This is a genomic window from Luteimicrobium sp. DT211 (genome assembly GCF_049844995.1).
Classification (GTDB): domain Bacteria; phylum Actinomycetota; class Actinomycetes; order Actinomycetales; family Cellulomonadaceae; genus Luteimicrobium.
The window spans coordinates 36,591-60,798 of the sequence record NZ_JBNCMC010000014.1 but is presented as its reverse complement, the minus strand read 5'-3'; the positions used below and the strand labels follow the sequence as shown (position 1 = coordinate 60,798).

Annotated in this window: 26 protein-coding genes and 1 tRNA gene; 10 read left to right on the top strand and 17 right to left on the bottom strand. The window is 73.8% G+C overall.

Features of this window, described 5'->3' with window-relative positions; all coding sequences use genetic code 11:
• The first annotated feature begins 349 nt into the window (after window positions 1–349).
• Window positions 350–514 carry a hypothetical protein gene (locus tag ACLQ14_RS18865; RefSeq protein ID WP_425815890.1) on the top strand — a complete coding sequence of 55 codons (165 nt, stop codon included), beginning with the start codon at window positions 350–352 and terminating at the stop codon, window positions 512–514.
• Window positions 439–774, top strand: coding sequence for a GNAT family N-acetyltransferase (locus ACLQ14_RS18860; protein ID WP_425815885.1), 336 nt, complete (start codon window positions 439–441; stop codon window positions 772–774). Before ACLQ14_RS18865 ends, ACLQ14_RS18860 begins: the two co-directional genes overlap by 76 nt.
• A gap of 193 nt (window positions 775–967) precedes the next feature.
• On the opposite strand, the gene ACLQ14_RS18855 is transcribed toward ACLQ14_RS18860, so the two are convergent.
• Entirely contained in the window at window positions 968–1,390 is a 423-nt protein-coding gene (locus ACLQ14_RS18855) for a DapH/DapD/GlmU-related protein (protein WP_425815883.1), read from the bottom strand.
• 216 nt (window positions 1,391–1,606) lie between these two features.
• Here ACLQ14_RS18855 and ACLQ14_RS18850 point away from each other — a divergent pair, with 216 nt between their 5' ends.
• The 5 genes from ACLQ14_RS18850 to ACLQ14_RS18830 all read left to right on the top strand — a co-directional run bounded on the left by ACLQ14_RS18850 (window position 1,607) and on the right by ACLQ14_RS18830 (window position 5,469).
• The gene (locus tag ACLQ14_RS18850; RefSeq protein ID WP_425815881.1) at window positions 1,607–2,026 is read left to right on the top strand and encodes a YciI family protein; all 420 of its coding nucleotides are present in this window, start codon (window positions 1,607–1,609) and stop codon (window positions 2,024–2,026) included.
• Complete coding sequence (locus ACLQ14_RS18845; protein ID WP_425815879.1) at window positions 2,023–3,276, top strand: RNA polymerase sigma factor; 1,254 nt, start codon at window positions 2,023–2,025, stop codon at window positions 3,274–3,276. Before ACLQ14_RS18850 ends, ACLQ14_RS18845 begins: the two co-directional genes overlap by 4 nt.
• A gap of 257 nt (window positions 3,277–3,533) precedes the next feature.
• Window positions 3,534–3,962 (top strand): iron chaperone, encoded by a 429-nt coding sequence (locus tag ACLQ14_RS18840; protein ID WP_425815877.1) that lies wholly within the window; start codon window positions 3,534–3,536, stop codon window positions 3,960–3,962.
• A 57-nt stretch (window positions 3,963–4,019) separates the two neighbouring features.
• Entirely contained in the window at window positions 4,020–5,039 is a 1,020-nt protein-coding gene (locus ACLQ14_RS18835; protein ID WP_425815888.1) for a DNA glycosylase AlkZ-like family protein, read from the top strand.
• A 106-nt stretch (window positions 5,040–5,145) separates the two neighbouring features.
• On the top strand, window positions 5,146–5,469 hold the full coding sequence (locus ACLQ14_RS18830; protein WP_425815875.1) for a YchJ family protein: 324 nt from the start codon (window positions 5,146–5,148) through the stop codon (window positions 5,467–5,469).
• Between the two features lie 96 nt (window positions 5,470–5,565).
• Here ACLQ14_RS18830 and ACLQ14_RS18825 read toward each other — a convergent pair whose 3' ends face one another.
• From ACLQ14_RS18825 to ACLQ14_RS18815, 3 genes are read right to left on the bottom strand one after another with little or no spacing between them, the layout of a single operon-like run.
• Window positions 5,566–6,474 carry a carbohydrate ABC transporter permease gene (locus ACLQ14_RS18825; protein WP_425815873.1) on the bottom strand — a complete coding sequence of 303 codons (909 nt, stop codon included), beginning with the start codon at window positions 6,472–6,474 and terminating at the stop codon, window positions 5,566–5,568.
• On the bottom strand, window positions 6,471–7,472 hold the full coding sequence (locus tag ACLQ14_RS18820) for a carbohydrate ABC transporter permease (protein WP_425815871.1): 1,002 nt from the start codon (window positions 7,470–7,472) through the stop codon (window positions 6,471–6,473). Before ACLQ14_RS18820 ends, ACLQ14_RS18825 begins: the two co-directional genes overlap by 4 nt.
• Window positions 7,473–7,489: 17 nt before the next feature.
• Window positions 7,490–8,851 (bottom strand): ABC transporter substrate-binding protein, encoded by a 1,362-nt coding sequence (locus ACLQ14_RS18815; RefSeq protein ID WP_425815869.1) that lies wholly within the window; start codon window positions 8,849–8,851, stop codon window positions 7,490–7,492.
• 218 nt (window positions 8,852–9,069) lie between these two features.
• Here ACLQ14_RS18815 and ACLQ14_RS18810 point away from each other — a divergent pair, with 218 nt between their 5' ends.
• The 3 genes from ACLQ14_RS18810 (at window position 9,070) to ACLQ14_RS18800 (ending at window position 12,604) form a co-directional block, all read left to right on the top strand.
• Window positions 9,070–10,230: an ROK family transcriptional regulator gene (locus tag ACLQ14_RS18810; RefSeq protein WP_425815867.1), complete on the top strand. Its 1,161-nt coding sequence runs from the start codon at window positions 9,070–9,072 to the stop codon at window positions 10,228–10,230.
• A gap of 71 nt (window positions 10,231–10,301) precedes the next feature.
• Complete coding sequence (locus ACLQ14_RS18805) at window positions 10,302–11,561, top strand: 6-phospho-beta-glucosidase (RefSeq protein ID WP_425815865.1); 1,260 nt, start codon at window positions 10,302–10,304, stop codon at window positions 11,559–11,561.
• Window positions 11,558–12,604, top strand: coding sequence for an N-acetylglucosamine kinase (locus tag ACLQ14_RS18800; protein ID WP_425815863.1), 1,047 nt, complete (start codon window positions 11,558–11,560; stop codon window positions 12,602–12,604). Before ACLQ14_RS18805 ends, ACLQ14_RS18800 begins: the two co-directional genes overlap by 4 nt.
• 26 nt (window positions 12,605–12,630) lie before the next feature.
• On the opposite strand, the gene ACLQ14_RS18795 is transcribed toward ACLQ14_RS18800, so the two are convergent.
• From ACLQ14_RS18795 to obgE, 13 genes are all read right to left on the bottom strand, one after another.
• A complete protein-coding gene (locus ACLQ14_RS18795; RefSeq protein ID WP_425815861.1) occupies window positions 12,631–14,250 on the bottom strand; it encodes an ABC-F family ATP-binding cassette domain-containing protein in 1,620 nt (539 codons plus the stop codon).
• A 96-nt stretch (window positions 14,251–14,346) separates the two neighbouring features.
• On the bottom strand, window positions 14,347–14,793 hold the full coding sequence (gene arfB / locus ACLQ14_RS18790) for an alternative ribosome rescue aminoacyl-tRNA hydrolase ArfB (RefSeq protein WP_425815859.1): 447 nt from the start codon (window positions 14,791–14,793) through the stop codon (window positions 14,347–14,349).
• Window positions 14,794–14,924: 131 nt separating this feature from the next.
• Window positions 14,925–14,997: transfer RNA gene (locus ACLQ14_RS18785), tRNA-Ala, on the bottom strand.
• Between the two features lie 45 nt (window positions 14,998–15,042).
• Window positions 15,043–15,744, bottom strand: coding sequence for a histidine phosphatase family protein (locus tag ACLQ14_RS18780; RefSeq protein ID WP_425815858.1), 702 nt, complete (start codon window positions 15,742–15,744; stop codon window positions 15,043–15,045).
• Between the two features lie 7 nt (window positions 15,745–15,751).
• Window positions 15,752–16,135, bottom strand: coding sequence for a ribosome silencing factor (rsfS, locus tag ACLQ14_RS18775; RefSeq protein WP_425815857.1), 384 nt, complete (start codon window positions 16,133–16,135; stop codon window positions 15,752–15,754).
• Window positions 16,132–17,262, bottom strand: coding sequence for a hypothetical protein (locus ACLQ14_RS18770; RefSeq protein ID WP_425815855.1), 1,131 nt, complete (start codon window positions 17,260–17,262; stop codon window positions 16,132–16,134). The genes rsfS and ACLQ14_RS18770 overlap by 4 nt, the downstream gene beginning before the upstream one ends.
• The gene (nadD, locus tag ACLQ14_RS18765) at window positions 17,259–17,861 is read right to left on the bottom strand and encodes a nicotinate-nucleotide adenylyltransferase (protein ID WP_425815853.1); all 603 of its coding nucleotides are present in this window, start codon (window positions 17,859–17,861) and stop codon (window positions 17,259–17,261) included. The genes ACLQ14_RS18770 and nadD overlap by 4 nt, the downstream gene beginning before the upstream one ends.
• Before the next feature lie 68 nt (window positions 17,862–17,929).
• On the bottom strand, window positions 17,930–18,070 hold the full coding sequence (locus ACLQ14_RS18760) for a hypothetical protein (RefSeq protein ID WP_425815851.1): 141 nt from the start codon (window positions 18,068–18,070) through the stop codon (window positions 17,930–17,932).
• 141 nt (window positions 18,071–18,211) lie between these two features.
• Entirely contained in the window at window positions 18,212–19,555 is a 1,344-nt protein-coding gene (locus ACLQ14_RS18755; RefSeq protein ID WP_425815849.1) for a glutamate-5-semialdehyde dehydrogenase, read from the bottom strand.
• A gap of 9 nt (window positions 19,556–19,564) precedes the next feature.
• Window positions 19,565–20,674 carry an LLM class flavin-dependent oxidoreductase gene (locus ACLQ14_RS18750; protein WP_425815847.1) on the bottom strand — a complete coding sequence of 370 codons (1,110 nt, stop codon included), beginning with the start codon at window positions 20,672–20,674 and terminating at the stop codon, window positions 19,565–19,567.
• 78 nt (window positions 20,675–20,752) lie between these two features.
• Window positions 20,753–21,304: a dihydrofolate reductase family protein gene (locus tag ACLQ14_RS18745; protein WP_425815845.1), complete on the bottom strand. Its 552-nt coding sequence runs from the start codon at window positions 21,302–21,304 to the stop codon at window positions 20,753–20,755.
• 88 nt (window positions 21,305–21,392) lie between these two features.
• Window positions 21,393–22,559 (bottom strand): glutamate 5-kinase, encoded by a 1,167-nt coding sequence (gene proB / locus ACLQ14_RS18740; protein WP_425815843.1) that lies wholly within the window; start codon window positions 22,557–22,559, stop codon window positions 21,393–21,395.
• On the bottom strand, window positions 22,556–24,130 hold the full coding sequence (obgE, locus tag ACLQ14_RS18735; RefSeq protein WP_425815841.1) for a GTPase ObgE: 1,575 nt from the start codon (window positions 24,128–24,130) through the stop codon (window positions 22,556–22,558). Before obgE ends, proB begins: the two co-directional genes overlap by 4 nt.
• Window positions 24,131–24,208: the final 78 nt, after the last annotated feature.

Here is a 24,208-nt window from a genome sequence, read left to right as displayed (position 1 = left end):
ACGCCGTCGCGGTCCGGATCATCGACTCCACCTGACCGACCGCCCGCACCAGGTCACCGATCGTCTCCGCACGCTCGGCCCCGGTCGCGCCCAACACCGCGCCCGGATCCAGGCACGACGACGAGACCTCCGAACCCACCGGGACCGTCGCCGCCGTCGTCATGCCCCCAGTCAACACCGAGCCACTGACATTCCCTCGAACACATGTTCGAACCGACGGGAGGGGTATCGCGGGGCATCGCGTGCAGCGATCGGGGCGCGACCGCACACAACGACGGTCACGAACACCGACCGCGGCGCAACCGACCGTCGCGCCGGTCGATCGAGTCCGGAGCTGCGCGGGCTGCGCATGGACGACGAGGCGTCGGCGAAGGCCGGACACCGCGAGCTGGCGGATGAGGGTTTCGCCTTCCTCCCGTTCTTCGAGGCGGGCGAGCCGTGGAACGCCTACCTTGCCCGGGTCGCACGGCTCGGCTCCGGTGGGCCGGTCGAGTCTCCGTCCGACGTGCGCTGACTCCGACCCTCGCGCGCGTCGGCGGGCACATCGGCTTCAGCGTGCGCCCCGCGTATCGCCGGCGCGGGTACGGCACCACCCTCTTACGAGCCGGCCTGGGTATCGCCCGCGACCTCGGCGTCGGGCGCACACTCGTCACGTGCGCGACCGACAACGTCGGCTCGGCCGCCGTCATCGAGCGATGCGGGGACCTCCTCGAGGACGTCGTGGACATCCCTGGGCTCGCGCCGGCGCGGCGCTACCGCGTGCCCACGACCTGACAGCGGCGTACGCAACGGGGTCATGACAGCAAAGGGGTCCCGGCGCGAACGTCCGCGATGACGCACAGTCGGAGCGGCTTGCGGCCGGTCCACTCGCTGCGAAACCGAGGGTTCGAACGCCGACGGCGCGGCCACCCCTCGGAAGGAGCGACCGCGCCGTGCGAGCGCTGAGGCTGCGTGTCAGCCCTGAGCGTCAGGCGGCGACGTCGAAGTCCTCGCCGCGACGCACGCGCCTACCCCGGACGACGGAGTCGTCGGCCACGATGCTGTCGGGCGTGACGCGGGCCGCGCGGCCGATGCGGACCCCGTGCCCGAGCCGGGACCCGGCGCCGACGTGCGCGCCGTCGCGGATCGTGGAACCGCGCCCGACGTGGACGTTCGTGCCGATCACGGCGTCGGCGCCCACGGAGACGCCCTGGTCGATCCAGCTTCCGGCGCCGACGCTCGTCCGGGCGCCGACCCGCGCGCCCTCCTCGACGTAGGCCGTACGGGCGATGCGTGCCGAGGGTTCGACGAACGCCCGCGGCGAGACCAGTCCCTCGCCGTTGGGGTGCCGGACGTAGACCACCGTCTCGCCCAGGTCGTTCTCGAACTCGACTCGTCCTGCTCGCGTCATCAGTCCTCCTGCCGTCTTCCAGCAACTGCGTGCAACGTACTGGTGACATAACGGCGAGCGGTCGGCCCGTGTTCCCGCTCTCGCGACCGGCCGCCAGCAGCACCGTGCCCGCGCTCCCGAGCCGGCCGGCTCGACCTGTCGATCCGGGCCGCGCCCGTTCGACCTGAGGATGAGAGGGTTGGCAGGCATCCCTCCAGGACGAAGGAGCGCACCACCATGGCCAAGTACATGCTGATCATGCGAGCGACGGATGACACCCTCGCGAAGTTCCAGGGCATCCCCTTCGAGGAGATCCTCGACGGCATGGGCCGCTTCAACGACGAGCTGATCCGGGCCGGCGTGCTGCTCGCCGCCGAGGGACTCGACGACGCGACGAACGGCGTCGTCGTCGACTTCACGGGCGAGGAGCCTGTCGTCACGGACGGGCCGTACGGCGAGACCAAGGAGCTCTTCGGCGGCTACTACATCCTCGACGTGCCCACCGCGGAGGACGCCGTGGCCTGGGTCCGCCGGATGCCCTACACCGACGGCGCGAAGATCGAGGTCCGCCGCGTGACGCAGATCGACGAGTTCCCCCAGGACAACGAGTGGATCCGCAAGGAGCGCGCCTGGCGCGAGTCGACCGGGCAGCTGTGACCGAGGGCCCGGATCGGGCCGGGCGCGCCGTCGAGGCGGTCTGGCGGACCCAGTCCGCCCGCGTCGTCGGCGCGCTCGCCCGGTTCACCGGCGACCTCGCGCTCGCCGAGGACGTCGCCCAGGAGGCCCTCGCGGAGGCCCTCGCCACCTGGCCCACGAAGGGAGTCCCCGCCGAGCCCGCGGGCTGGCTCCTGACGGTCGGTCGGCGGCGGGCGGTCGACGCGTTCCGCCGCCGGTCCGCCCGCGACGAACGCTACGCGGCGCTCGCTCGCGAGCTGGACGAGGCGACGCCGGGGCCCGACGCCCTGTTCGACCCGGACGCCGTCGACGACGACGTCCTCGCCCTCATGTTCACCGCGTGCCACCCGGTCCTGTCCCCCGAGGCGCGGGTGGCCCTGACGCTGCGGGTCGTCGGCGGCCTGACGAGCGAGGAGGTCGCCGCCGCGTTCCTCGTGCCGGTCCCCACCGTGCAGGCCCGGATCACCCGGGCCAAGAAGACGCTGGCGGCGGCGCAGGTCCCGTTCGCGGTTCCCGGGCCCGACGAGCGGGCGGCCCGTCTGGGGTCCGTCCTCAGCGTCGTGTACGTGGTCTTCACCGAGGGCTCGTCCGCGACCGGAGGCGACGCCTGGATCCGCACCGACCTGGCATCGGAGGCGCTGCGGCTCGCCCGGTCGCTCGCGCGTCTGGCACCCGAGCCCGAGCCGCTCGGCCTGCTCGCGCTGCTCGAGCTCACGGCCGCCCGCTTCCCCGCCCGGCTCGACCAGGACGGACACCCCGTCCTGCTCGAGGACCAGGACCGGCGCCGCTGGGACCGGGACGCGATCCGGCGTGGTCGGGCCGCCCTGCGGGCCGCCGCCGGGGTCGGCCGCGGCCTCGGGCCGTACGGGCTCCAGGCCGCGATCGCCGAGTGCCACGCGGTCGCGCCCTCGGTGACCGAGACCGACTGGGACCGGATCGTGGTGCTCTACGAGGCGCTGGGCCGTGTCGCGCCGTCGCCGATCGTGGAGCTGAACCGGGCCGTCGCCGTCGCGATGGCCAGCGGCCCGGCGGCCGGCCTGCGGATCGTGGACGGCCTCGCCGCCGAGGCGTCGCTGGCCCGCTCCCACCTGCTGCCGGCGGTGCGCGGCGAGCTGCTCACCCGGCTCGACCGCCGTGCCGAGGCCCGCGGCTCGTACCTCGAGGCGGCGGAGCGATGCGGCAACGGCGCGGAGCGCGCGGTGCTCGAAGCGAAGGCGGCACGACTCGCCTGAGCGCCGACGGCCCGGCTCACCCGAACGTCTGGGCGCCCACCCCCGCCAGGAGCCGCGGCTTCTCCTCCGCCTCGCTGCGCGGCTGCGCCTCCAGCCCGACACGAGCGTCAACGTCGTCGCGACGCTCAACCGGCTGGACCCGCACGGCAGCTGGCGTCGAGGTCCAGCGCAAGCGGTCAGGATTCGAGAAGCCGGCCTCGCCGCTCGCCGCCTAGCGTGGGACCCGTTCCCACGACGGCACGACGAGAGGACCGATCATGGCCACCACGACAGACACGAAGGCGAGCTTCAGCGCGGCCGAGCGCGCCGCGATGAAGGAGCGCGCCAAGGAGCTCAAGGCGTCCACCGACCGCGCCGAGGGCGAGGCCGCGGTGGCCGAGAAGATCGCCGCGATGCCCGAGCCCGACCGCAGCCTCGCCCAGCGGATCCACGAGATCGTGACGGAGGTAGCCCCGACCCTCGTCCCCCGCACGTACTACGGCATGCCCGCGTACGCGAAGGACGGCAAGGTGCTGTGCTTCTTCAAGCCCGCCTCGAAGTTCAAGATGCGCTACTCGACGTTCGGGTTCAACGACGTCGCGCAGCTCGACGACGGCACCATGTGGCCGTCCGAGTTCGCCGTCACGGCCCTCACCGCCGACGACGAGGCGCGGGTCGCGGAGCTCGTCCGGCGGGCCGTGGGCTGAGTCCCGCATCCGGCTGCGCGTGCCGGCCCGCACGATCGGGGGCATCCTCGTGGCGTGATGCTCTCGGTGACGCGGGCGCAGGTCCTCGGCCACCGCAGGTCCGTCTCGGCGCTCGACGAGCAGCTCCCTGCGGGGCCGGCGTCGGTCCGGCGCGCGGCCACCGCCGGACTCAAGGACAGCGTGCCGAGGGCCGCGGTCCTGTCGCTCCACGCCCGGGTCGAGGGCGTCGGGCCCCGCGCCTCGGCCGAGCCGCCCCTCGTGCAGGTGTGGGGCCCCGGCCAAGCCGCCTACGCGGTCGCGCGGGAGGACCTCGCCGTCTTCACGCTAGGACGCCTGCCGGACGACCCGGACGGACTCGCGCGCGCCGTCGATACTGCTGAGCGGCTCGCGGGCGTGCTCGGCGACGACGAGCTCGACTACGCCGACGCCGCCCGCCCGCTCGGGGTGCACCCGAACGCCCTGCGCTACGCGGCTCCGACCGGACGGGTCCTCCTCCGGTGGGACGGCGCGCACCGCCCCACGGTGCGAGCGGCACCCCCACCCGACGTCGACGCCGCCGCCGCGCGGCGCGAGCTTGTCCGCCGCTACCTCCACGTCCTCGGGCCCGGGACGGTCGAGGGATACGCCGCCTGGGCAGGCGTGCGCCCGTCCGCCGCCCGGTCGATCTTCGGGGCGCTCGACGACGAGCTGATCGCGGTTCGCACCCCCGTCGGCGACGCTCGGGCCCTGGCCGCCGACGAGGACACGCTTCGCGCCGCGGTCGTCGACCCGGCACCGCGCGTCGCGCGCCTGCTGCCGTGCGGCGACACCTACACGCTGCTTCAAGGCGTCGATCGCGAGCTCCTCGTGCCCTCCGTCGACCGCCGCGGCCTGCTCTGGACGCCGCGCGTCTGGCCGGGCGCGGTGCTGGTCGGGGGCGAGGTGGTGGGGACCTGGCGGCGGGCCGCGCACCGCGTCGTGGTCGAGGCGTGGCGCTCCCTCGACGGACCCGGACGGGAGGCCGTGGAGCGCGCGGCGGCCGCGCTGCCCCTCGACCTCGGCCGCCCGACGACCGTCGCCTGGGGAGCTTCCGTCTGACGCGGTTCACGCGCGGCGCCCCGCTGCACGACACGGAGCACGCCGCGCCGGGCGCGCGCCCAGGAGCGGCCGGCGCGCCACCACGGGAACCTGCGAGGCTGGTGGCATGACCGATCAACCCGCCACCGCCGAGGGCCTCATGCGCTCCCGCTTCGCCGCGTTCCGGTCCGGCGACGCGGGGTGGCTCGTCGCGACCTGGCATCCCTCGACGCGTCCCGACGACCTGGACCTGTCCGACAACCCGCGGTGGCGCGGCCTGCAGATCGTCGACGTGGTCGACGGGGCCGCCACCGACACCACCGGCGTCGTCGAGTTCCGTGCGACGTACCTGGACGACGACGGTGCCCTCGGGGTCCTGCACGAACGGTCACGGTTCGTCCGCGAGGACGGGCGCTGGTACTACGTGGACGGCGACATCCAGCTGCCGTGACGGCGAGGAACTCCCGAGCCGACACGGTGAGCGGGACGGTCTCGCGGGAGCCGGGCGGGACGACGCCGAGCCGGGCCGTCTGGTGCCGCGCAGCTGTCACCCTTTGACGCCGGTGAGCGTCACCCCTTCGACGAACGCCCGCTGCGCGAAGAAGAAGAGCACCACGACAGGCACCATGACGAGCATCGTGAGCGCCATCGTCGTCGACCAGTCGACGGAGTGCGCCCCCTTGAACGTGGCCATGCCGAGCGCCACGGGCCAGTGGTCCGGCTCGGCCTCCGACGTGTACAGCAGCGGTCCGTAATAGTCGTTCCACGAGTGGAAGAACAGGAACATCGCGGTCGCGGCGATGCCGGGCTTCGCCATCGGCAGGACGACCTTCCAGATCACCCGGAGCTCGCCGGCGCCGTCGATCCGGGCCGCCTCGGTGTACTCGTTCGGGATCGTGAGGAAGAACTGGCGCAGCAGGAAGATCGAGAACGCGTCCCCGAGCAGGTTCGGCAGGATCAACGGCCAGAGCGTGCCCGTCAGGCCCAGCTTGGTCCACATCACGTACTGCGGGATCGAGACCACCTGGGGCGGCAGAAGCATCGCGACGATGATCGCCATGAACAGCAGGCCCGACCCCCGGAACTCGATCTTCGCGAGCGCGTAGGCGGCCGGGATCGACGAGACGAGCATGAACGCCGTCGCCAGCACCGCGTAGAGCGCGGAGTTGCCGAACCACGCTGCGAGCGGCGCGACCTGGAACACGTGGGCGTAGTTGCTCCACGCCCAGTGGTCGGGCCACAGGCTCGAGGTGAGCGCCTGGTCGTTGTTCATGACCGACGTGAGGAAGACGAACACCACGGGCGCCACGAAGAGCGCCGCGAGGGTCACGAGGACCACGTGCTCGGCGACCCAGAGGAGAGCGGGCTGACGCCGCCGGTGGGTTACGGGCGGCTGCGGGGTCCCCGCCGCGCCCGGGCCGACCGCGACGTCGAGGGTGGCGTCGAGCTGGGTCATGATCCGCTCCCGGTGAAGGACTTGGTGCGCCGCAGGAGGAAGACCACGAACGCGGCGGCGACGACGAAGAGGACGACGGCGAGCGCCGACGCGTAGCCCAGCGCGTAGTTGCTGAAGCCCTCCACGTACAGCCACTGGGGATAGGTCAGTGTCGAACCCTCGGGGTAGCCGAGGCCCGAGCCGGTGCCCTCCCCCACGAGCGCCTTCCCGGACGCGACGCCCGCGGCGACGGCGGCCTCGGTGAAGTACTGCAACGCCGCGATCACGCCGGTGACGACCGAGAAGACGATCACGGGCCGCAGGTTCGGCACCGTGATGTACCAGGCCTTCTGGTAGCCCTTGGCGCCGTCGATCGACGCCGCCTCGTACTGGTCCCGCGGCACGTCGAGCAGCGCCGCGAGGATGATGATCATGACGTCGCCCATCATCCAGATCGCGAGGAGCAGGAGCGACGGCTTGGCCCACTGCGGGTCGTTGAACCAGAGCGGCCCTTCGATCCCGAACACCTTGAGGACCCGGTTCACGGGCCCGAGGCCGGGGTTGAAGAGGTAGACGAACGCGAGCACCGAGGCCACCGGCGGCACGAGAGCCGGAAGGTAGAACACCGTGCGGAACACGCCGGTGGAGCGGCGGGGGCGCGTCAGCAGCGCCGCGACCACGGCCGCGCACAGGATCCGGATCGGCACCATGAAGACGACGAACCACAGCGTGTTGCGCGCCGCCTGGACGACGCTCGGGTCCTGCGTGAACAGGTACTTGTAGTTGGCGAGGCCGACCCAGCGGGGCGACGACACGAGGTCGTAGTGGGTGAACGAGTAGAACACCGTGGCGACCAGCGGATAGACGAAGAAGATCAGCAGGCCGAGCAGCGCGGGCGCGACGAGCAGCAGCGCGACCCGCTGGCGGTGGCGGCGCAGGCCGGAGCGTCGGCGAGGTGCCGGCGCCCCGGCCGGGGTGCTGGGCACCCCGGCCGGGCGGGTGTCGGACAGGGCGGTCATCGGGTCCTCCGGGCCGGTCAGGGGACCGAGTTGAGGGACGCGGCCGCGTTGATCTGGTCGTCGACCTTCTTCAGCTCGGCGTCGAGGTCGCTCGTTCCCGGCTGCGACTGGTACTTCTGCCACCAGTCGCCGAACGCCAGCTGGTAGCCGGCGCCGTTCGGGCTGGGCGGCGTCGTCAGGCTGTGCGGGCTCTGCGCGATCTTGAGGAACGTCTCGAACTGCGGGTCGCGCACCAGATCGGGCGAGTCGTAGGCCGACGTGATCGTCGGGACGTTCTGCAGGCCGTTCGCGAGCTTCACGACGGCGGCCGTGTCGGTGGTGAGGTACTTGAGGAGCGCCCACGCGAGCTCGGGGCTCTTGGAGCCCTTGGCGATGCCGCCGATGTTCCCGGTGAGGTACCCGCCGCCGTACAGGTCGGTGTGGTCCGAGCCGGTCGGGAAGGGCGCGGTGCCGTAGTCGACCTTCGGCGCCTGGTCCTTCATGAACGCGACGCGCCACTCACCGTCGAGGTTCATCGCGACCCGGCCGATCTCGAAGTCGTTCTGGGCGGAGAACTCGTCGGCGCTCGCCGCGGTGAACTTCTTGAGCTTGTCGGTGCCGATCTTCTCGGCGAACGCCTTCTGCCACTCGATCAGCTCCTTCCAGCCGGGGTCGGTACCGACGAGCGACTTGCCGTTCTCGTCCAGCCACTTCGCGCCGGTCGCCGGGGCGAGGTGCGCGGGCGCCATCTCCTGGTAGCCCATCCAGGGGTTGAAGCCGAGGGTCTTGATCGAGCCGTCGGCGTTGTAGGTGGTGAGCTTGACCGCGTCGGCCTCGAGCTCGTCGAGCGTCTTGGGCGGCGTGGCGATCCCGGCCTTCGCGAGCAGGTTCTTGTTGTAGTAGAGGCCGTACGCGTCGGCCAGCACCGGCATGGCGCACCGGGTCCCGTCGAACTCGGTGTAGCTGCGCACGGTGGGCAGCAGCTGGCCGAGGTCGACCTTGTCGCGCTGGATGTACTGCGCCAGGTCCTGGAACGCCCCGGACTGGCAGAAGTTCCCGACGATGTCGGTCGAGTAGGAGACCGCGACGTCGACGTCGTTGCCGGCGGCGATCGCCTTGCGCAGCTTCTCGTCGTCCTGGCCGGGATGAACGACGACCTTGACGCCCGGGTTGGCCTTCTCGAAGTCGTCGACGACTCCCTGGATGACCTTGGCCTCACGGTCGGAGAAGAAGTGCCACAGGCTCACGGTGCCTGAGAGGTGGCTCGGGGCCGCGGAGGCGATCGGTGTCTCGCCGCCGCCGTCCCCGCCGCTGCCGCATCCGGAGAGTGCGAGCGCGGCGGCTCCCGCGACGGCGGCGATCGCCGCGACACGTGTACGGGCTCGAAGGGTGATTCTCACGGCTACCTCCACGACGACGACGTCCTATGGACAAGATTCCTGACAGTCTGCACCCGGAAGCCTCGCGTGCCAAGAGCAGGCATGTTACGAATCTGAGTCGATCGCGTCACGACCATTCGTGTCGTGTGGCACAGTGAGAGACGCACCCACAGTCAGGACTCCTGCTAGCATCCGAGGATCCTCGACCATCACCCCTGCACCCGAGAGCGAGACGAGCGATGTCCGGAACGACCGGCCCCGCCTTGGTGGGCGCCCTCAACGACCGTCGGGTCGTCGAGCTCATGCTCGAGCACGGCCCGCTGACGCGGGCGCGGATCGGCACCCTCACCGGCCTCTCCAAGCAGACCGCCGCCCAGGCCGTGCAGCGGCTCGAGGGCAAGGGCATCATCGGTTCCGTCGCCCGGGTCTCCACCAGCCGCGGGCCCGACGCCGCCGCGTACGACGTCGTCGACACCGGGCACGTGGGTGTCGCGATCGCTGCGGACCAGGACGCGATCGCCGCGACGGTCGTCGACGTCAAGGGACGCGAGCTCGGCGCCGCCCGGCGCGACCGCGACCTCCAGGCCGGGATCGGGGAGGTCGCCGAGATCGTCTCCGAGGCGTGCCGGGCGGGCCAGATCGAGCGCGCGGCGCTCCGGCTCGCCGTCGTCGGCGTGTCCGCGTCCGTCGACCCGGTGACCGACGCGCTGCGCTTCGCCGACGACTTCCCGCGGTGGCCCACGACCGGCGTCCGGACCTCGATCGCGAACGCGCTCGGGTGCGAGGTGCAGCTCGACAACGACGTGAAGCTCGCCGCGGTCGCGGAGCGCGTGCACGGCGCCGGGCAGGGCTCGCCCGGCTTCGTCGAGCTCTGGATGGGACCCGGCGTCGGCCTCGCCGTCGATCTGGGCGGCGTCGTCGTGCAGGGGGTCGCGGGCGCGGCGGGCGAGATCGGCTACCTGCCCGTGCCGGCGGACGTCCAGCTCACCGACCCGGTCGACCCGCCGACCATCCACCACCTCCTCAGCGTCGAGGCGGTGCTCGACCTCGCGGCCCGACAGGCGGTCCCCGGGTCCGACCCGGACGACGCCGCCGCCACGCTCCTCGCGATCGCCGGCCACGACGAGACGCTCAACCGGGTCGCCCGGCGCATCGCGCTCTCCGTGGCACCGGTGCTCGCGACCCTCGACCCCGGCCTGCTGGTGCTCGCCGGCCCGCCCGCCGGCGCCGGGGGCGACCGGCTGGCGGGGCTCGTCGCGCACTGGCTCTCGGCGTCGACGCCCTGGCACACCCGGGTCGCCGCCAGCCAGGTCGACGACCCCGTCCTGGAGGGGGCGCGCGACGTCCTCGCCCGCGGGCTGCGCGACCGCCTGCTCGACGTCGCGGGGCAGATCGACTGACCACGACCGGCGGCCCGGGGGCGTCGGTCCCCTCGCAGTCCGGCACCAACCGAGAACGACGGGACGAAGAGATGAAACTTGCGGTGGTAGGCGGCGGGTCGACGTACACGCCCGAGCTCGTGGACGGTTTCGGGCGCCTGCGCGACCAGCTCCCGATCGACGAGCTCGCGCTCGTGGACGTCGACGAGCGTCGGCTCGCACTCGTCGGCGGGATGGCGCAGCGGATGTTCGCGCGGGTCGACCACCCGGGCAAGGTCACGCTGCACCGCGACGTCGCGGCGGGGGTCGCCGACGCGGACGTCGTGCTCCTCCAGCTCCGGGTCGGCGGGCAGGAGGCCCGTCAGGGCGACGAGACGTTCCCCCACGACGCGGGCGTGCTCGGCCAGGAGACCACCGGGCCGGGCGGCTTCGCGAAGGCGCTGCGCACGGTTCCGGTCGTCCTCGACGTCGCCGAGCAGGTCAGGCGCCATGCCAGGCCCGACGCATGGATCGTCGACTTCACCAACCCGGTCGGCATCGTGACGCGCGCGCTGCTCGAGGCGGGCCACCGCGCCGTCGGGCTGTGCAACGTCGCGATCGGCTTCCAGCGCCGGTTCGCGCGCCTGCTCGACGTCGACCACCGCGACGTCCGGCTCGACCACGTCGGCCTCAACCACCTCACCTGGGAGCTCGGGGTCCACGTCGGGGAGCGCGAGGTCCTGGGCGACCTGCTCTCCACCCACCTCGGCGACCTCGCGTCCGAGGTCGAGCTGCCGGCGGACCTGCTCACCATGCTGAGGTCGGTCCCGAGCTACTACCTGCGCTACTACTACGCGCACGACGAGGTGCTGCGCGAGCAGCTCCGGTCCGCGACGCGCGCGGAGGCCGTCCGCGAGGTCGAGAACAAGCTGCTCGAGCTCTACGCCGACCCGCACGTCGACACCAAGCCCGAGCTGCTCGAGAAGCGCGGCGGCGCCTACTACTCGGAGGCGGCCGTCGACCTGATCGCGTCGCTCCTGTCCGACGCGCGGGACGTCCAGGTCGTGAACCTCCGCAACGACGGCTCGCTGCCGTTCCTGCCCGACGACCACGTCATCGAGGTTCCGGCGACGGTCACGGCCGACGGCCCGGTCGCCACCGAGCTCCCTACCCTCTCCCCCGACCTGGTAGGTCTCGTCTCGCACGTCGCCGGGTACGAGCGGCTCGCGCTCGACGCCGCGCTCCACGGCGGCCGCGACCGCGTGCTGCACGCCCTCCTCGCCCACCCGCTCGTCGGGCAGTGGGACCGCGCCGAGAAGCTCACGGACCTGCTCCTCGCGTCCAACAAGGAGCACCTCGCGTGGGCACGATGACCGCAGACGACACCCCTCGCGCGTACGCGGCCGACCCACGCTCGCACGCCGTGATCGCGCTCGACGGCGGCGGCTCCAAGACCGACGCCGTCGCGGTCGACCTCGAGGGCACGGTCCTCGCGTTCGCTCGTGGCGGCGCCTCGAACGCCCAGACCCGGGGGCTCGCCGCGGCGGTCGGCGTCGTCGACGAGCTCGTCTCGCGGGTGCGCGCCGACGCGGGGCTCCCCGTGGCGGCCGTCGGCGCCTACCTCGCGGGCCTCGACCTGCCGCAGGAGATCACGACGTTCCGCGCGGCCGTCGCCGACCTGGCGTGGGCGCGTGAGGCGCCCGTGCACCTCGACAACGACATGTTCGCCCTGCTCCGCACGGGCACCGACGCCCCCGACGCGGTCGCGGTCGTGTGCGGCACGGGCATCAACTGCGTGGGCGTCCGGGCCGACGGGCGCGACGCCCGGTTCCCCGCCCTCGGCCCGATCTCGGGAGACTGGGGCGGCGGCTCGGGCATCGCGCAGGAGGCCCTCTGGTACGCGGCCCGCGCCGAGGACGGTCGCGGCGGATCCACGGCGTTCACGACGCTCATCCCCCGGTACTTCGGCGAGCGCGACCTCACCGCCGTCGTCGAGGGGCTGCACTTCGGTCGGATCGCACACGACGACCTCACCGGCCTCGCGCCCGTCGTCCTCGCCGCCGCGCGCGACGGAGACCGGGTGGCGCGGTCGATCGTCGACCACCTGGGCGACGAGATCGCACTCCTCGCGCGGGTCGCGCTCGAGCGGCTCGACCTCCGCGACACTCCGGTCCCGGTCGTCCTGGGCGGCGGGGTGCTGGCGGCCGGGGACCCGGGACTCCTTGCGCGGGTCCGCGACGCCATCGCACCGGCGTTCCCCCGCGCCGAGCTGCGCCCCACGCGGGAACGGCCCATCGTCGGCGCGGCCGTTCTCACGCTCGCCGACGCCGGCGCGGGGCCGGACGCGATCGCCCGGGCCCGGGCGCAGGTCGCCGCGGTCGCGAGCGCACCTGCCGCGGACGCGCCGGTGCGCTGACCACGGTCGACGCACCGGCGAGCGCCTCAGCGCGCCCGCGCCACCCGGCGCTCGTCCCAGACCGGCTCGTCGGTCTCGCGCACGACGCCGTCCGACCCGAACACGAGGAACCGGTCGAAGGAGCGCGCGAACCAGCGGTCGTGCGTGACGGCGACGACGGTGCCGTCGAACGCCTCGAGGCCCTCCTGCAGGGCGTCGGCCGACTCGAGGTCGAGGTTGTCGGTCGGTTCGTCGAGCAGGAGGGCGGTGCAGCCGCTCAGCTCGAGCAGGAGGATCTGGAACCGCGCCTGCTGGCCGCCCGAGAGCTTCTCGAACGGGCGGTCGGCGGCGACGATGAGCTCGTACCGTCCGAGCACCGGCATCGCGCGGCCCTTGTCGTGGGCGTGGTCCTCCCACAGGATCTCCAGCAGGGTGCGCCCGACGAGCTCCGGGTGCGCGTGGGTCTGCGCGAACGACCCCGGGACGACGCGCGCACCCAGCCGCCACGAGCCCGTGTGGGCGACGTCGTCGCCGCCCAGCAGCCGCAGGAAGTGCGACTTGCCCGACCCGTTCGAGCCGAGCACCGCGACCCGCTCGCCGTAGAACACCTCGAGGTCGAACGGCCGCATCAGGCCGGTCAGCTCGAGGTTCTCGCACGTGATCGCCCGGACACCCGTCCGCCCACCGCGCAGCCGCATCGTGATGTCCTGCTCGCGCGGCGGCTCGGGCGGCGGGCCGGCCTCCTCGAACTTGCGCAGGCGCGTCTGTGCCGCCCGGTAGCGCGACGCCATGTCGGGACTGTTCGCCGCGGCCTGACGCAGGTCCCGGACCAGCCGCACGAGCTGGGCGTGCTTCTCGTCCCAGCGCCGCCGCAGCTCCTCGAACCGCGCGAACCGCTCGCGCCGGGCGGCGTGGAAGGTCGCGAACGAGCCGCCGTGGACCCACGCGTCGGCCCCGCCGGGCCCGGCCTCGAGCGCCACGACCCGGTCCGCGGCGCGGGCCAGCAGCTCCCGGTCGTGGCTCACGAACAGCACGGTCTTGCGGGTGCTCCTCAGGGCGTCCTCGAGCCACCGCTTGCCCGGCACGTCGAGGTAGTTGTCGGGCTCGTCGAGCAGCAGCACCTCGTCGGGCCCCCGCAGCAGCGCCTCGAGGACGAGCCGCTTCTGCTCGCCCCCGGACAGCGTGCGGACCTCGCGCCACTGCGCCCGCTCGTAGGGCATGCCGAGCGCCGCCGTCGAGCACTCGTCCCACAGCGTCTCGGCCTCGTAGCCGCGCGCGTCGGCCCAGTCGGCGAGCGCCTGCGCGTACGCCATCTGGGCGGGCTCGTCGTCGACCTCCATGACCGCGAGCTCGGCCCGGTCCACGGCCCGCGCGGCGTCGCGGATGCGCGCCGGCGCCACGGAGACGAGCAGGTCGCGCACCGTGGTCGCGTCGCGCACCGACCCCACGAACTGCGGCATCACCCCGAGCCCGCCGCTGCGCGTCACCGTGCCCGACGACGGCGCGAGGTCCCCGGAGAGCAGCCGCAGGAGCGTGGTCTTGCCCGCGCCGTTGGCACCGACGAGCGCGGTCGCGCTCCCCTCGCCCACGCGGAACGAGACGTCGTCGAGCAGGGCGCGCCCGTCCGGCAGCACGTACTCGACGTGCGCGACCTCGAGGTGACCCACGGTGGTTCCTTTCAGCGGGGAGAGGCCCCAGGATCCCATGCCCGAGCACTCCGGGGCGCCGGGATTTCGCCAGCCCGGTCAGGCGGGGACCACGAGTCAGTCGTCGCGGCGGGGGCGTGAGGCGCGGAGGCTCTTGGTCGCCGAGCGCTGCTTCTTGGTGGTCAGGCGCCGCTCCTGGGAGCCGCGGGTCGGCCGCGTGGGCCGACGGCCCCGTGACGGCTCGGCCAGGGCGTCGGCGACCGCGGCGGCCAGGCGCCCCGCGGCCGCGTCCCGGTTGCGGAGCTGCTCGCGATGCTCCGAGGCGACCACGGTCAGGACGCCGTCGACGAGCCGAGCTCCGAGCCGGGCGCGGATCCGCTCGCGCTGGGAGGGCGTCAGGACGGCCGACCGGTCGACGTCCCAGGACAGCTCGACACGAGAGTCCGTCGTGTTCACGCCCTGCCCACCCGGGCCGGACGAGCGTGAGAACCGCTCCCGGAGCTCGGCACGCGGGATCGTGAGCTGCGGGCTCACGGTGAGACCGGCGCGGGGCGGAGCGGGCATGCACCCATCGTCCCAGCCTGCGAGCAGCAGGGAGCACACGGCTGCCAGGCGAGCCCGGCGCCACGGGCATCGTGAGGCAACGAAAAAGAGAGCCCGGCCATCGGCCGGGCTCTCTCTCGTCATCACTTCGGTGGAGCTGAGGGGACTCGAACCCCTGACCCCCTGCATGCCATGCAGGTGCGCTACCAGCTGCGCCACAGCCCCGAGACGTCCCGCCGGACGATTTCCGTCCTGCGGAGCGTCGTCAGTCTAGGCGGAACCCGGCGCGGAAATCCAATCCGCGTCGTCGCCCAGATCGGCCGGTCCGGAGTTCCACTCGTCGAGGGGGTAGTCGGGCCCGGCGTTGTGCGTGACGAGGCGCCAGTCGGGCACGGCGCCGGCCGACGCACGGCTCAGCTGCGACCAGTGCACGTTGTTGAGCCCGGCGATCCCCCGCCAGTACGACGCGTCCTGACCGAGCAGCGCGGCGATCGCCAGGGAGATGGCGGCGCCGTGCGAGACGACCGCCAGGGTCTGGTCGGGCTCGAGCTCGTCGGCGTACGCGCCGATCGCGTCGACCATGCGAGCGGCGACCGCCGCCTTGGTCTCCGCGCCGATGCCGCTCGGCTCCTCGCCGCGGCGCCACGCCGCGTACTGCTCGGGCCAGCCTCCGACGAGCTCCTCGCCCGTCATGCCCTCCCACTGGCCGAACCCGCGCTCGCGCAGCCGCGCGTCGAGCACCACGGGCACGCCCGCGGCGTCGGCGTACGCCTGGGCGGTCTGGGCGGCACGGGTGAGGTCCGACGCGACGACGAGCGCTGCCTTGTGCCGGCGGAACAGCGTCTGGGCGCCGCGCCGGGCCTGCCAGCGCCCGACGTCGTCGAGTGCGACGTCCGCGTGGCCCTGCAGACGCCCGGTGGCGTTCCACTCGGTGCGGCCGTGCCGGACGAGGACGAGGGTGCGCGCGCTCACCGGCGCGTCACTCCGCGTCGGCGCCCGCGACCACGTCCGCGGGCAGCTCGATCACGGGGCAGTCCTTCCAGAGCCGCTCGAGCGCGTAGTACACGCGGTCCTCGGCGTGCTGCACATGCACGACGACGTCGCCGAAGTCGATCAGGACCCAGCGCCCCTCCCCCTTGCCCTCGCGGCGCAGCGGCTTGGCGCCGAGCTTGTGGAGGGCCTCCTCGACGGCGTCGACGATCGCGCCGACCTGCCGCTCGTTGGTGCCGGACGCGATGACGAACACGTCGGTGAGGACGAGCTGCTCGCTCACGTCGAGGGCGATGATCTCCTCGGCCTTGAGGTCGGCGGAGGCGCGCGCGGCGGCCACCGCGAGCTCGACGGCGCGTGCGGATGCGGTCACAGGGTTCCTTCGGGGTCGTGCTGCACGGGGTCGTGCAGGGCTTGGACGGTGGGAGCGCTCCCGGAGGCCGTCCGCGGTCCGGCGCCGTGACCGCTCAGCATGAGCTGCCAGATCAGCAGTCCGAGCACGAACGCGACGGCGACGAGGATGAGGTAGTGCAGCCAGGTGTACGCGTGACGCGGGGGCTCGATCTCGTCGTCCGCGTCGTCGTAGCCGCCCTGAGCGTCCGCGTAGGCCGGCGTCAGGTCGGGCGCCGGGACCGGGCCGCCGGCGGTCGGCGCGAACGCCATGGCCGTCGCGGCGACGGGCGCCTCGGCGCCGGTGGCGCCCCACGGGGCGACCACGGTGGCGGAAGGGTCGTCGACGTAGCCCGCGGGAGCAGGCTCCGACGTCGAAGGGACCGCGGCGGGGAACGACGGAGCCGCCGACGCGGCGCCCGTCGTCGACGCCCACGGCGCCGCGGGAGCGGGCGCCGGTGCGGGAGCGGCCGGGGCGGGAGCGGGAGCCCCGCTCGTCGGACCGAACGCCGGCGCCGGGGCTCCGCTCGTGGAGCCGAACGCGGGGGCTACCGCGGCCGCCGATGCCGGGCGCATCGACGTCCGCGTCGGCGCCGCGGGCTGCTGCCCGGCGGTGGGGGCGGCCGGCGCGGGCGCGGCGCTCGGCGGTGCGACGGGCTGGACGGGCATGAGGCGGCCGGTCGCGTCCACGGCGCGGGTGCTCGCGATACCGGCCGGCGGGCGCACGACCGGGGCGGGCTGGCCGCTGTCCCGCAACGACCGGCGAGCGGGCGGCGTCGCCGGCGCGGGCGGCGGCGAACCGGCGGCCGGCCCCCACGGCGCGGTGACCCCGGCGGCCTGGTATCCCGACGGGTGGGCGGCCGGCGGCGGGCTCGAGGGCGCGGGCCGGGGAGCCGCCGGAGGCTGGGCCGACGGCGCGGGCGCGGGACGTGGCGCCGGCTGGGGCTGCTGCGCGGCGCGCTCGCGCGCGAGCCGCTCCAGCGTCGCCCGGCGCTCGGCCGCGCGCTGCTGCTCGTCGCGGGCCGCCGCGAGCGCCTGCTCGCGCTCGCGCACCTCGCGACGCGTCAGCGGGGCGCCGCCTCCCGGGTTGGATCCACTCTGATCGCTCATGCCGCAGGACCTTCGTACAGACCGTATTTGTTGATGTACTGGACGACCCCGTCGGGAACCAGGTACCAGACGGGAAGACCGGAGACGGCGCGCTCCCGCACACCGGTCGAGGAGATGGCGAGCGCCGGCACCTCGAGCATGGTCACCCGGTCCGGCGGAAGGCCCTCGAGGGACAGGTGGTGACCGGGCCGGGTCACGGCCACGAAGTGCGCGAGCTCGAAGAGCTGGTCGACGTCCTTCCAGCGCAGGATCTGCTCGATCGCGTCCGCGCCGGTGATGAAGAACAGCTCGGCCGCGGGCCGCTGCGTCTTGAGGTCGCGCAGCGTGTCGATCGTGTACGTGAGCCCGCCCCGGTCGACGTCGACGCGGCTCACCGTGAAGCGCGGGTTCGACGCGGTCGCGACCACCGTCATGAGGTAGCGGTGCTCGGCAGCCGTGACGCGCTGGTGCTGCTTGAAGGTCGGCTGCCCCGTCGGGACGAACACGACCTCGTCGAGAGCCAATCGCGCCGCGACCTCGCTCGCGGCCACGAGGTGCCCGTGGTGGATGGGGTCGAACGTCCCGCCCATGACGCCCAGGCGCACGGGCGCGTCGCTCATCGGTACCACGGGTGTCGGGTCTGCAGACGCGTCCAAGAGCGCGCTCGCACCCTGGGCTCTCCCGGCTCTCAGTGGCGCGTGCCGACGCTGCGGAACGCGAAGGTGATGGCGAGGAGGCCCACCAGGATGGCGAGGGCCGTGCCGCCGTACACGTACGGGGAGACCGGGAGCTCGTTGACCTTCTCGGCGACCAGAACAGCTGCGGACACGAGTCCTCCTACGCTCTCGCGACGCCGCCGCGTCGCGCCTGACAGGTTGTCGTCCGCCGTCCGACCACGAGGGCCAGGCTGGCGGGCGGCACCAGTCTCTCACGTCCGCTGGGTCAGGTGACCCACAGCCCGGAGGATCGCTCAGGGGCGCACGTGGCCGTCGCCGTGGACGACCCACTTGGTCGTCGTGAGCTCCGCGAGGCCCATCGGGCCGCGGGCGTGGAGCTTCTGCGTCGAGATGCCGATCTCGGCGCCGAGCCCGAGCTGGCCGCCGTCGGTGAACCGCGTGGACGCGTTGACCATGATCGCCGCCGAGTCGAGCTCGGCCACGAACCGCTCGGAGGACGGCAGGTCCCGCGTCACGATCGCCTCGGTGTGCCCCGACGTCCAGGTCCGGACGTGGTCGAGGGCCGCGTCGAGGTCGGGCACCACCCGCACCGCGATCTCGAGGGCGAGGTACTCGGTCGCCCAGTCCTCGTCCGTCGCGGGACGCACCTCGACGCCCTCGGGCGCCAGGCGCTCGGTCTCGGCGTCCCCGTGCACGACGACGCCCGCCTCCGCGAGCGCGGCGAGCGCGGTCGGGAGGAACGTGGGTGCGGCGTCGGCGTGGACGAGCAGCGTCTCGGCCGCGTTGCAGACCCCCACGCGCTGGGTCTTGGAGTTGAGCAGGATCTCGAGGGCCATGGCCTCGTCCGCGCTCGCGTCGACGTACACGTGGCAGTTGCCGACGCCCGTCTCGATCACGGGCACCGTCGACTCGCGGACCACGGTCTGGATCAGGTCCGCACCGCCGCGCGGCACGAGCACGTCGACGAGCCCCCGCGCGCGCATGAGCGCGACGCCGCCGGGGCGGCCGTGCTCGTCGACGGACTGCACGAGGTCGGCGGGCAGCCCGACGGCCTCGAGGGCCCGCCCGAGGACGCTGACGATCACCCGGTTCGACCCGGCCGCCGCTGACCCGCCCCGCAGGACGACCGCGTTGCCGCTCTTCAGCGCGAGCCCCGCGGCGTCGACGGTCACGTTGGGCCGGGCCTCGTAGATCATGCCGACCACACCCATCGGCACCCGCACCTGCCGCAGCCGCAGCCCGTTGGGCAGCGTCTGGCCGCGCACGACCTCGCCCACGGGATCCGGGAGGCCCGCGAGCTCGCGGAGCGCGTCCGCGATGCCGGCGATGCGCGCTGGCGTGAGCGCGAGCCGGTCCAGCAGCCCGTCGGGGAGGCCCGACGCGCGCCCGCGGTCGAGGTCGACGGCGTTCGCCGCGACGATCTCGTCCGTGGCCGCGACGAGCGCGTCCGCGAGCGCCTCGAGGGCGGCGTCCTTGGTGGCGCGGTTCGCCGTCGCGAGGGCACGCGACGCGACCTTGGCCCGCCGGGCGACCGCGCGGACCGCGTCCTCGACGTCGGCCGCGGGGGCACCGCCCGGGGCCGGGGCGGCCGTGCGGGACGTGGCGTGGGTCTGCGTCTCGTGGGCGAGGGTCGACATGGTTCCAGCCTACGGTCGTGAGACGACGTCCGGGGAGGCCGGTGTCAGCACGCGAGACGGCGACGCGACGTCGAGCCCGGTGAAGGGGACCTCCGTGCCCTCGGGGCTCCAGCCGAGGGTGGGCGCGATCGTCGTGGCGACGTCCGTGAGGATCTGCTCGTAGTCCTCGCGCTCGAGCTCGTAGGGCAGCTCGAGCCGCAGCTCGCCCGCCTCGCGCAGCGCGACGTCCGTGGCGAGCGCCTCGAGGATCTGCTCGGACGTGCCGACGAGGTCGCGCGCGAACAGCGTGCGCCGCTCGCCCTGCGGCCCGAGCGTGCGGGCGCGGCGGCTCGCCCCGTACGCGCGGTACCGCTCGCGCGTGGGGCGGTCGGCGCCGTCGAGCGGGAGGAGGACCCGCCCCAGCGCGACCCGCGGCGCACGCGACCCCACGAACTGCTCGCGGTACCGCCGCACGTTGAGCTGCTGCTGGGTCGCGAAGTCGTCGCTGTCCTCGCCGGCCACGATGTTCCCGCTCAGCAGGTTCAGCCCGGTCCGCGCGGCCCACGCGGTCGAGCGCCACGACCCGGCGCCGTACCAGAGCCGGTCCACGATGCCCTCCGCGCGCGGCTGGAGCCGCGGACGCTGGACGTTGCCGGGCGAGCGGACCACCGTGGACTCGTCGCCGAGGTAGTCGGAGCGCAGGTTCTCGGCGAGCCGCTCGATCCGGGCGTGGGAGAAGTCCTGTCCCGACCAGTCGCCGTCGAACACGCGCTCGCCGATGAGCTCCACGTGCGGCGGCGTGCCCGCCGACAGCCCCACCTGCAGCCGGCCGCCCGACAGCACGTCGGCGGTGGCGACGTCCTCCGCGAGCCGCCAGGGGCTCTCGTAGCCGACGGGGATGACGGCCGTGCCGAGCTCGATGCGGCTCGTGCGCTGCGAGGCGGCCGCGAGGAACACGACCGCCGACGACACCCCGTGCTCCAGGTGTCGCTGGCGGACCCAGGCGCCCCCGTACCCGAGCCGCTCCCCCGTCTCGAAGACCTCGAGCGTGTGCTCGAGGCCGGTGGCCGGGTCGTCGTCGGGGAAGTTGCCGGGGGTCAGGAAGGCGAGGCGCGTGATGCGCGGGAGCTCGGTCGTCACGCGCGCAGTCGAGCGTCCCGGCCGCGCCCACGTCAACGCGGGCGGCGTTCGTCTCACGGTCCGAGCCGGTGTGACGCGTCAGGCCCGGGCGTAGCGCAGCAGCGTGACCCCGCCGTCGAACGTGCGCGACCCGAGGAGCCGGAGCGAGGGGATGCGCACCCCGTCGGGGAAGAGCCGCCGCCCGCGTCCCTGCACGACCGGGTAGACGAAGAACCGGTACTCGTCGACGAGGTCGGCGGCGATCAGCGCATGGCACAGCGTGATGCTGCCGGTCACGACGACGTCCCGCCCGGCCGCGCGCCTGAGCGCGCCCACCTGCTCGACCGGGTCCCCGCCGAGCACGGTCGTGTGCTCCCAGCCGGGTTCGGCGAGGGTCGAGGAGACGACGTACTTCTCGACGTGGTCGAGGTAGGCGCCGATGCCGGCCGCGTCGTCGAGGTGCCGCCAGTAGCCCCGGAAGTCCTCGAAGGTCCGTCGCCCCACGACCAGCGCGTCGGCCTCCTCGTCCTGGCGCCGCAGCTCGGCGAGCAGGTCGGCCTGGTCCGCCTGGGCGGTGGGCTCGAACCAGTCGTCGAGCATCTCGACGGCGCCGTCGAGGGTGAGGTTCTGGGTGATCGCGAGCGTGCGCACGAGCGTGCCTCCGGGTGCTGGGCGAGTGTGTCACCCGGGCAGACCCGCGGACGGCGCCCGACTCATCGGCGGCCGCCCGCCTCGCACCTCAGGACGCCGCGCGGCGCCCCCGCACGAGGACCAGGTCGTCGCGGTGCACGAGCTCGCGGTCGTACCCCTCGCCCAGGTCAGCGCGCAGCTCGTGCGTCGAGCGCCCGAGCAGCTGCGGGAGCTCGGAGGCGTCGAACGCGACGATCCCCCGCGCGACCACGCGCCCGTCCTCGGTGACGAGGTCCACGACGTCGCCCGTGTCGAACTCCCCGTCGACGCCGACCACGCCCGCGGGGAGCAGCGACGCCCTGCCGCCCTGCACCGCCCGGACGGCCCCGGCGTCGAGCACAAGGCGCCCCTGGGAGCGGGCGGCGTAGCCGATCCAGAGCCTGCGCCGGCTCGAACGCTTGCCGGTGACCGCGAAGAACGTGCCGACGTCCTCGCCCGCGAGCGCGGCAGCGGCCTGGTCGGAGCGCGCGAGGACCGCGGCCACGCCGGACGCCGACGCGATCCGGACGGCGTCGAGCTTGGTGATCATGCCGCCCGTCCCGACGGCGGAGCCGCGGCCGGTCACCTCGACGCCGTCGAGGTCCGCGGCCGACCGCACCTCGCGGATGCGCTGCGCGCGGGGCTGGCTCGGCGGCGCGTCGTACAGGCCGTCGACGTCGGTGAGCAGGACCAGGCCGTCGGCGCGGACCAGGTGGGACACGAGCGCCGCGAGGCGGTCGTTGTCGCCGAACCGGATCTCGTGCGTCGCGACCGTGTCGTTCTCGTTGACGATCGGCACCACGCCGAGGTCGAGCAGCGTCTCCAGGGTGCGCTGGGCGTTGCGGTAGTGGCCGCGGCGCACCGTGTCCTCGACGGTCAGGAGCACCTGGCCGACCCGGAGGCCGTGCGCCCCGAACGCCTCCGCGTACCGGGCCACGAGGAGCCCCTGCCCGACGCTCGCGGCCGCCTGAGCGGTAGCGAGGTCCTGCGGCCGGCCCGACAGGCCGAGCGGCCCGACGCCGGCCGCGATCGCGCCGGACGTGACCAGCACGACCTGCTTGCCCTCGGCCCGCCGGGCCGCGAGCACGTCGACGAGCCGGTGCAGCGCGTCGACGTCGAGGAGCCCGTCCGCGCCGGTGAGCGACGACGAGCCGATCTTCACGACGACCCGCTGGGCAGCCGCGACGTCCGCGCGCGAGCCCGTCCCGACGACGGGCGTGGCCGTCGCGGACGTCATGCCCGGTCGTCCTCGGAGTCGTCCGCGTCCGGCTCGGTGCGGGCTGCGTCGGCCGGGTCGGACCAGTGGCCCGACGACCGCTCGGTCCACAGCTCCTCGCGTGCGGCGGCCTTGGCGTCCATACGGTCGTGGAACTCGGCGCGCTTCTCCTTGCGGGACGGGCGCAGGCGGTCGTCGAGGCGGAGGTCCGTCCCGCGCGGCCCGCCGAGCAGCTCCGAGCCGGTGAGCAGCGTGGGCTCCCAGTCGAAGACGACGGCGTTCTTCCTCCCGATGCGCACCTCGTCGCCCGCGACGGCCCCGGTCTTGAAGAGCTTCTCCTCGACGCCGAGCCGCGCGAGCCGGTCCGCCAGGTAGCCGACGGCCTCGTCGTTCGAGAAGTCCGTCTGGCGCACCCAGCGCTCGGGCTTGGCGCCGAGCACCTCGAAGTACACGCCGTCGGAGTCCTCGCGGCGGGTCACCGTGAAGCCCTTCTCGTCGACGGCCCGGGGGCGCAGGACGATGCGGGCCGCCTCGGGGGCCGGCGCCTCGGCGCGCGCCTTGTCGACGATCTCCGCGAGCGCGAACGTGAGCGGCCGCAGCCCCTCGTGGCTCGCGGTCGAGATCTCGAACACGCGCAGGCCGCGGCCCTCCAGCTCGGGCCGCACGAAGTCGGCGAGCTCGCGCGCCTCGGGCACGTCGATCTTGTTGAGCACGACGACGCGCGGGCGCTCCATGAGAGGGACGCGACCGCCCGCGACGCCCGCCTCCTCGTCGAGCGCGGCTGCATACGCCCCGAGCTCGCCCTCGATGACGTCGAGGTCGCTGATCGGGTCGCGGCCCGGCTCGAGCGTCGCGCAGTCCAGCACGTGGACGATCACGGCGCAGCGCTCGATGTGGCGCAGGAACTCCAGGCCGAGCCCCTTGCCCTCGCTGGCACCGGGGATCAGGCCGGGGACGTCGGCGACGGTGAACCGCGCCTCCCCCGCCTGCACGACGCCGAGGTTCGGCACGAGCGTGGTGAACGGGTAGTCCGCGATCTTGGGGCGCGCCGCCGAGATCGAGGCCACGAGGCTCGACTTGCCCGCGCTGGGGTAGCCCACGAGTGCGACGTCGGCGATGGTCTTGAGCTCGAGCACGACGTCGCGCTCCTCGCCGGGCTCGCCCAGCAGGGCGAAGCCCGGCGCCTTGCGCCGCTGGCTCGCGAGGGCCGCGTTGCCGAGGCCACCGCGTCCGCCCTCGGTCACGACGAATTCCGCGCCCGTGCCGACGAGGTCCGCGAGGACCTCGCCGTCCTCCGAGGTGACGACGGTGCCGTCGGGCACGCCGAGCACGAGGTCGCCGCCGTTCGCGCCGGCGCGGTGGTCGCCCATGCCCTGGGTGCCCGACGCCGCGTGCCGGTGCGGACCGTGGTGGTACTCGAGGAGTGTCGTGGTCTGCGGGTCGACGCGCAGGATCACGGACCCGCCGTTGCCGCCGTTGCCCCCGTCGGGGCCCGCGAGCGGCTTGAACTTCTCCCGGTGAATCGAGGCACAGCCATTGCCCCCGTCACCGCCGTGCGCGTGCAGCACCACGCGATCGACGAACGTCGCCATGGGGAAGGTCCTCTCGAGCGGGATGGGAAAAACAGGCCGAGGGGCGCACCGCCGAAACGGTGCGCCCCTCGGGTCAAG

Excerpts from the sequence above, each read along its gene's own strand:
- ACLQ14_RS18865 (WP_425815890.1), top strand. The coding sequence starts at position 350 with ATGGACGACGAGGCGTCGGCGAAGGCCGGACACCGCGAGCTGGCGGAT.
- ACLQ14_RS18855 (WP_425815883.1), bottom strand. The coding sequence starts at position 1,390 with ATGACGCGAGCAGGACGAGTCGAGTTCGAGAACGACCTGGGCGAGACG.
- ACLQ14_RS18850 (WP_425815881.1), top strand. The coding sequence starts at position 1,607 with ATGGCCAAGTACATGCTGATCATGCGAGCGACGGATGACACCCTCGCG.
- ACLQ14_RS18840 (WP_425815877.1), top strand. The coding sequence starts at position 3,534 with ATGGCCACCACGACAGACACGAAGGCGAGCTTCAGCGCGGCCGAGCGC.
- ACLQ14_RS18835 (WP_425815888.1), top strand. The coding sequence starts at position 4,020 with ATGCTCTCGGTGACGCGGGCGCAGGTCCTCGGCCACCGCAGGTCCGTC.
- ACLQ14_RS18830 (WP_425815875.1), top strand. The coding sequence starts at position 5,146 with ATGACCGATCAACCCGCCACCGCCGAGGGCCTCATGCGCTCCCGCTTC.
- ACLQ14_RS18825 (WP_425815873.1), bottom strand. The coding sequence starts at position 6,474 with ATGACCCAGCTCGACGCCACCCTCGACGTCGCGGTCGGCCCGGGCGCG.
- ACLQ14_RS18820 (WP_425815871.1), bottom strand. The coding sequence starts at position 7,472 with ATGACCGCCCTGTCCGACACCCGCCCGGCCGGGGTGCCCAGCACCCCG.
- ACLQ14_RS18810 (WP_425815867.1), top strand. The coding sequence starts at position 9,070 with ATGTCCGGAACGACCGGCCCCGCCTTGGTGGGCGCCCTCAACGACCGT.
- ACLQ14_RS18805 (WP_425815865.1), top strand. The coding sequence starts at position 10,302 with ATGAAACTTGCGGTGGTAGGCGGCGGGTCGACGTACACGCCCGAGCTC.
- ACLQ14_RS18800 (WP_425815863.1), top strand. The coding sequence starts at position 11,558 with ATGACCGCAGACGACACCCCTCGCGCGTACGCGGCCGACCCACGCTCG.
- arfB (WP_425815859.1), bottom strand. The coding sequence starts at position 14,793 with ATGCCCGCTCCGCCCCGCGCCGGTCTCACCGTGAGCCCGCAGCTCACG.
- ACLQ14_RS18770 (WP_425815855.1), bottom strand. The coding sequence starts at position 17,262 with ATGAGCGATCAGAGTGGATCCAACCCGGGAGGCGGCGCCCCGCTGACG.
- nadD (WP_425815853.1), bottom strand. The coding sequence starts at position 17,861 with ATGAGCGACGCGCCCGTGCGCCTGGGCGTCATGGGCGGGACGTTCGAC.
- ACLQ14_RS18755 (WP_425815849.1), bottom strand. The coding sequence starts at position 19,555 with ATGTCGACCCTCGCCCACGAGACGCAGACCCACGCCACGTCCCGCACG.
- proB (WP_425815843.1), bottom strand. The coding sequence starts at position 22,559 with ATGACGTCCGCGACGGCCACGCCCGTCGTCGGGACGGGCTCGCGCGCG.
- obgE (WP_425815841.1), bottom strand. The coding sequence starts at position 24,130 with ATGGCGACGTTCGTCGATCGCGTGGTGCTGCACGCGCACGGCGGTGAC.